Source organism: uncultured Sphingomonas sp., assembly GCF_937871615.1.
In the GTDB taxonomy this organism is placed as follows: domain Bacteria; phylum Pseudomonadota; class Alphaproteobacteria; order Sphingomonadales; family Sphingomonadaceae; genus Sphingomonas.
Genome location: NZ_CALMPA010000031.1, coordinates 1 through 6,209, shown reverse-complemented (window position 1 = coordinate 6,209; position 6,209 = coordinate 1). Strand labels below are relative to the sequence as shown.

6 protein-coding genes are annotated in these 6,209 nt (G+C 67.1%); all 6 read right to left on the bottom strand.

All coding sequences use genetic code 11. From position 1 onward, the window contains the following. Positions 1–587, bottom strand: a 587-nt coding sequence (locus Q0316_RS08260; protein ID WP_298671229.1) for an aminotransferase class III-fold pyridoxal phosphate-dependent enzyme, incomplete at its 3' end; no start/stop codon positions are given. Between the two features lie 103 nt (positions 588–690). Then, a complete protein-coding gene (locus tag Q0316_RS08255; protein ID WP_298671227.1) occupies positions 691–1,479 on the bottom strand; it encodes an alpha/beta hydrolase in 789 nt (262 codons plus the stop codon). Positions 1,480–1,490: 11 nt separating this feature from the next. Further along, complete coding sequence (gene parE / locus Q0316_RS08250) at positions 1,491–3,476, bottom strand: DNA topoisomerase IV subunit B (RefSeq protein WP_298671225.1); 1,986 nt, start codon at positions 3,474–3,476, stop codon at positions 1,491–1,493. Between the two features lie 48 nt (positions 3,477–3,524). After that, positions 3,525–5,171, bottom strand: a complete 1,647-nt coding sequence (locus Q0316_RS08245; RefSeq protein WP_298671223.1) for a pilus assembly protein TadG-related protein — start codon at positions 5,169–5,171, stop codon at positions 3,525–3,527. Beyond that, the gene (locus tag Q0316_RS08240) at positions 5,168–5,599 is read right to left on the bottom strand and encodes a TadE/TadG family type IV pilus assembly protein (RefSeq protein WP_298671222.1); all 432 of its coding nucleotides are present in this window, start codon (positions 5,597–5,599) and stop codon (positions 5,168–5,170) included. The genes Q0316_RS08245 and Q0316_RS08240 overlap by 4 nt, the downstream gene beginning before the upstream one ends. 133 nt (positions 5,600–5,732) lie before the next feature. After that, positions 5,733–6,209: GcrA family cell cycle regulator (locus Q0316_RS08235; protein WP_298671220.1), on the bottom strand; the 477-nt coding region annotated here is incomplete at its 5' end.

Sequence of the window (6,209 nt, the reverse complement as noted above, 5' to 3'; positions counted from 1 at the left end):
TCCTGCGTCGCCGGGCGGATGCCGCCCTCGCCCTGGATCGGCTCGACCAGGAAACCCGCCGTATTGCCGTCGATCAGCGCCAGCGCGCCTTCGAGATCGTTGAACTTCGCATATTTGAAGCCCGGCAGCAGCGGCTCGAACCCGTCGCGCATCTTCGGCTGGTTGGTGGCGGAAATCGTCCCCAGCGTCCGCCCGTGGAAGGCGGTGTCGAAGGTGATGAGATCATGCCGCTCGGGATGGCCGTTCGCGAAATGATAGCGCCGCGCCGTCTTGATCGCGCATTCCACCGCCTCCGCGCCCGAATTGGTGAAGAACACCGTGTCGGCGAAGGTGGCGTCGATCAGCCGCTGCGCGAAATGCTCGCCCTGCGGGCTGCCGTAAAGGTTGCTGACGTGCATCAGCGTCGCTGCCTGATCGGCGATCGCCTTCACCAGCTTCGGGTGGCCGTGGCCCAGGCAGTTGACCGCGATGCCGCTGGCGAAATCGAGATATTTCTCGCCTCGCTCGCCATAGAGATACGCGCCCTCGCCTCGCACCGGCCGCACCCCGCAACGCGGATAGACGGGCATCAGTGCGGTGATGGTCACGGGGCATCTCCTGAAAAAGAGCAAGGGCGACCCGAAAGAAGGTCGCCCGGAGAGCGCTAATACCGGCGGCGTGGGGGGAGCGTCAACATAAGAGCGATCGGGATCAACCGCCCGGTTGCAATCGCGCCAGCCAGCGCACGATCCTGTCCTGCGTGGCAGGCAGAAAGGCGAGTTCGTGGCCCGCGCCGTGAACGATCTCGAATTGCGCGCCGGGAATCACGCCAGCCACATCGCGCCCTTCCGTCCACGGGATCACGCGATCGCTATCGCCGTGCAGAACAAGCACCCGCAAGCGCCGCCCGCGCAGCTTGTCGATAGTGTCGTACCGATCGCGCAACAACCATCGCACAGGAACATAGGGAAAGTGATGGGACGCTGCATCCGCAAGCCGCGAGAACGGCGAGATCAGCGCCAGCCCGCCGACCTCGCGCTCGCTTGCGAGTTGCGATGCGATTCCCGATCCGAGCGAATAGCCAATCAGGATCACACCGGAGCTCGCAATCCCCTTGCCCGCCAGCCAGTCCAGCGCCGCGCGACCGTCGCGGTACAATCCTTGTTCACCAGGTTTGCCGGGATTGTCCGCATAGCCGCGATATTCCACGAGCAGGAGGCCATAGCCCCGCTGTCGTAGCAACGCGCTGGCCCTGTTCGCGCCCTCCAGCGAATCCCCATTGCCGTGAAAATAGACCAACGTCGGTCGGCCAGCGGCTGCGGGCCGATAGGCTGCGACCAGATCGAGACCATCGCTGGTCCGCAGCGTGATGCGATCGAAGCCGGCAGGGAAATATCCCTTCGCGCTGGCCGGCGGACGATAAATGAACCAGCGCTGCCCTACCGCAAGCGCGGTCACGCCGAGCAGATAGGCACCCCCAACGATCAGAAGCGCTATCACCCCCCATCGCATCATGCGTCGATCGCTTCCTCGTCGATCCGCGCGGCATTTTCCTGGATGAAGGCGAAGCGGTGCGCGGGATTGGTGCCCATCAGCCGATCGACCAGATCCTTCACGCCCGCGCGCTCCTCATATTCCTGCGGCAGGGTGATGCGGATCAGGCTGCGCGTCGCCGGGTCCATCGTCGTTTCGCGCAACTGCCCGGCGTTCATCTCGCCAAGGCCCTTGAAGCGTGCAACTTCCACCTTGCGCCCCTTGAACGCCCCCGCCTCGATCTCGGCGCGGTGCGCATCATCGCGGGCGTAGAGCGATTTCGCGCCGACAGTCAGGCGATAGAGCGGCGGCTGCGCGAGATAGAGGTGCCCGCGCCGCACGATATCGGGCATTTCCTGGAAGAAGAACGTCATCAGCAGGGTGGCGATATGCGCGCCGTCCACGTCCGCGTCGGTCATGATGATGACGCGTTCGTAGCGCAGATTGTCCGCCTCGCAATCCTTGCGCGTGCCGCAGCCCAGCGCCAGCCCGAGATCGGCGATTTCCTGATTGGCGAGAATCTTGGCCGAGGTGGCGGAGGCGACGTTCAATATCTTGCCGCGAATCGGCAGGATCGCCTGCGTCTTGCGATCGCGCGCCTGCTTGGCGGAGCCGCCCGCCGAATCGCCTTCGACGATGAACAATTCCGTCCCTTCCGGGCTGTCGGCGGAACAATCGGTGAGCTTGCCGGGCAGGCGCAGCTTGCGCCCGGAAGTGGCGGTCTTGCGCTTTACCTCGCGCTCCTGCTTGCGGCGCAGGCGATCGTCCATCCGCTCCAGCACATAACCGAGCAGCGCCTTGCCGCGCTCCATATTGTGGCTGAGGTAATGATCGAAATGGTCGCGCACCGCCTTTTCGACCAGCCCCGCCGCCTCGGGCGAGGTGAGCCGGTCCTTGGTCTGCGACTGGAATTGCGGCTCGCGGATGAAGACGGAGAGCATCAGTTCCGATCCGACCATCACGTCATCCGCGGTCAGATCCTTGGCGCGCTTGTTACCCACCAGATCGCCGAACGCGCGAAGCCCGCGCACCAGCGCCTGGCGCAGGCCCTGTTCGTGCGTGCCGCCATCAGGCGTGGGGATCGTGTTGCAATACCAGCTATAGCTGCCGTCGGACCATAACGGCCAGGCCACCGCCCATTCGACGCGCCCCTGCTCGCCGGGAAACTCCTGTGTCCCCGCGAAGAAATCCGCCGTCGCGCATTCGCGGGTCGCGATCTGCTCGCGCAGATGATCGGCGAGGCCGCCGGGGAACTGGAACACCGCCTCCGCCGGAATATCGTCCGCGATCAGTTCGGGCGCGCATTTCCAGCGGATTTCGACGCCCGCGAACAGATACGCCTTGGATCGCGCCAGGCGATAGAGCCGCGCCGGTTTGAAATGCTGTTCGCTCCCGAAAATCTCCACATCGGGCGTGAAGGCGACGGAGGTGCCGCGCCGGTTGGGCGCGGCGCCGACGATCTCCAGCGGGCCAAGCGTCTGCCCCTTCGAAAAGCACTGGCGATAAAGCTGGCGATCACGCGCCACCTCCACCACCGTATCGGACGACAGCGCATTGACCACCGAGACGCCAACACCGTGCAAGCCGCCCGAGGTGGCATAGGCCTTGCCGGCGAACTTGCCCCCCGAATGAAGCATGGAGAGGATCACCTCCAGCGCGCTCTTGTCCGGGAATTTCGGGTGCGGATCGACCGGCATACCGCGCCCGTTGTCAACGATCGTCAGCCGGTTGCCGACGGCCAGCGTCACCTCGATCCGCGTCGCGTGCCCCGCGACCGCCTCGTCCATCGCATTGTCGAGCACTTCGGCGGCAAGGTGATGGAGCGCGCGCTCGTCGGTGCCGCCGATATACATGCCGGGCCGCCGCCGCACCGGCTCCAGCCCCTCCAGCACCTCGATCGAGGAGGCGTCATAGCTGTTGGCGGCGGTGGATGAGGAAGCGGGCGATGCGAACAGATCGGACATTGCCCAGCTATATCGGCGCGCGCGGCGACGGCAAACCCATGCGCGACGTTACCCCACCAGCGCCGCCGCGCCGCAACGCATCCCCGTGGCGCGCAGGTCCGCCTCGCCGATCCCCACCCCCAGCGCGCCGGTGGTGGTCATCAGCAAGGTATCGAGCGCGGGCGAGACGAGTTGCAGCACGCCCCCCACCGAGCGCAACAGCGGGTCGACCGGGATCGGCAGCCCGAGCAATTCGGCCTTGAGCGATGCCTGTGTCGCAAGCGATGTCGCCAGCCCGCCTACAGGTGCGGTCGCGCGAATCGTCTTGCGCGTGCCGGACTGGATCGCATTCCAGTCGAAATTGAGCTTCTGCCACGGCTCCGCCGCACCGGTCGAAATGTTGCTGCTGCCGATCACATCGACCAGCACGGTATCGACCAGCCTGGCCGGCGTCGGCGTGATCGGGCTGGTGAAATCGCTCATCCGCCCCTCGTCGACATTGCCGATCGCGGCGCGCACCGCATCGGTCCGCGCTTCCAGCGTCACGCCCCGCGTCGCCTCGCTCGCGCAGTTGATCGCGTTGAGCCGTCCCTCCGCGCCCGCCAGTTCGACGAAGATCGGCAGATCGACCGCGACCAGCCCGGACAATCCCGCAAGCGCGGTGGGCGCCACCCGGCTGCGCAGGTAAAGCCGCGCCTGCGCGGTGCGGATCACCGGCGTGCCCTTGTCGGTGATCGCGATCCACGGTGACTGTTCCTCGCGCTCGCCGATCGCCAGCGTCACGCGGGTGGAGGTGAGGCCGGGCACGCTCGCCCCCAGATCGAGCGACACCTGCCGCGTGGGGGCGCCCAGTTGCAGCATCGCGGTGGTCAGCGCCAGCGCATCGACCTTGGCGATCCCCGTGCCGCCCTCGCTTTGCGTGGCGAGCGGGCCGGCATCAATCAGCGCGGCGAGCGAGATCGCGCGCGTACCGGCCATGTTGAGCAGGCCCTTGATCGCGTTCGCCGCCTGCGGCTGCCCGTCCGCCGACAGCGCCGACGCCAGCGCGTCGAGCGCCTGCGGGGTGGAGACGTTGCTCTTGAGCACGTCGCCAAAGCTCGCCGCCTGCAATCCCGCCTTGGTGCGCAACAGCGGCAGATAGCGGAACAGATCGACATCCGCCCCGGCCAGCGCGCGATAATCCATCACCGACAGCGAGACATTGCCGCCGGTCAGCGCGGAAAGATACGCGTTGAGCAGCCCGCCATCGAGGCTCGCCAGCCGCGAACCGATCGAAAAGCTCGCATAGCGTTGCCGCGCGGCGATCGCCTGCCGGCTGATCGGCACCTCGCGCCGACCGAAGATCGCGGCGAGGAAGGTGGGCGATGTCGATTCAAGCTCGACGCGCACCGCATCCGAACTGCCGTTCGCCGGCGTGAACCGTGCCGCGGCGGCGATGCTCGCGTCCGCGCGATAGCTGCCGGTCGTCACCCGCGCGGTTACGCGGCGGGGGAAATGCGCGGCGAGCACCATCGCGTCGGCGGCTTGCTGCACATTGCCCGGATCGCCCGATGCGGCGGCGAGCGCGGCGGCATCCGCCATCCCCTGCAAGCGCCGGGTATCGAGTTGCATCGCGCCGAGATCCACCGCGAAGGCGGCGATCCCGATCAGCACCGGCATCGCCAGTGCCACCAGCGCGCCGACCCCGCCGCGCGTGCTTTCGCGCAACCCGGTCACAACACGCCGCCCTGCTGGATCACCGCGCTGCGCTCGATCATCGGATCGGGCATCGGCAGCAACTTGATGCGGAACAGCCCGATCGCGCCCGCGTCGATCCGCACCTTCACCGTCACCAGCGGAGGCGCTTCCTCCACCGCGATCGCGGCGGTGCCGGGCTTGATTTCGGGCAGGCGGGAAAGCGATTTCGCCATCGCCGCATTGGCGAGGCCAAACCGCTCCGCCGCGTTCATCCCGCTGATCGTCGCGCGGGCCGAATCGTTGGCGATTTGCTGCGCGCTATGCGCCAGCAGGAAATACTGGCCGTAGCCCAGCACCCCCAGCAGGATCGTCAGCAGCACCGGCGCGAGCAGCGCGAATTCGACGATGGCGGCGGCGCGCGAATCGCGGGCGATCAGCGCGGGCGAATGGCGAAATCTTCCCCTCATCATGGGAAGGATGATCCCGCACGCCGCTTAAGGGGCGCACCTGATGGAATTGGCGCAAATTGCGTAAATCATGCCGGTTTCAGGCGCCGGCGAGCGGTGGGATCACACCATAATGGTGCGATCCCACGCAAATTCAGCGCGGACGCGGCCCGCCGAACGGGATCGGCGGCGCGCGGCGATCACGGCGCGGCAATTGCGCCTGATAGGCATGGCCGCAATGCGTGACGCAATAGGGAAAACCGGGGTTCACCTTTTCGCCGCAGAAGTGGAAATCCGGCTCGCCGGGGTGGCCGAGCGGCCATTTGCACACCTTGTCGCTGAGATCGAGCAGCGTCGTCTTGCCGGCGATCTCCGGCGAAGGCTTGGCCGGCACAAGGCGGCGCGGCGGGGCCGGCGCGATCGGCGGCTGCTGTTCGCCCGGCGCCTGCCGCACGAAGCCGCCGGGGCCGACCGAGCGCAGCACCGGCTGGTTTTCAACCGGCTGGCGCGGCGAAAGATCGGTGGTGATCGTGATCGGCTTCGGCTCGGAGGCGCGCGACACGATCGGGGCCGGCGGTGCGACCGCCGCGGGCGGCGGCGCTGGCGGCGCGGCTACGACGGGGGCGGGCTT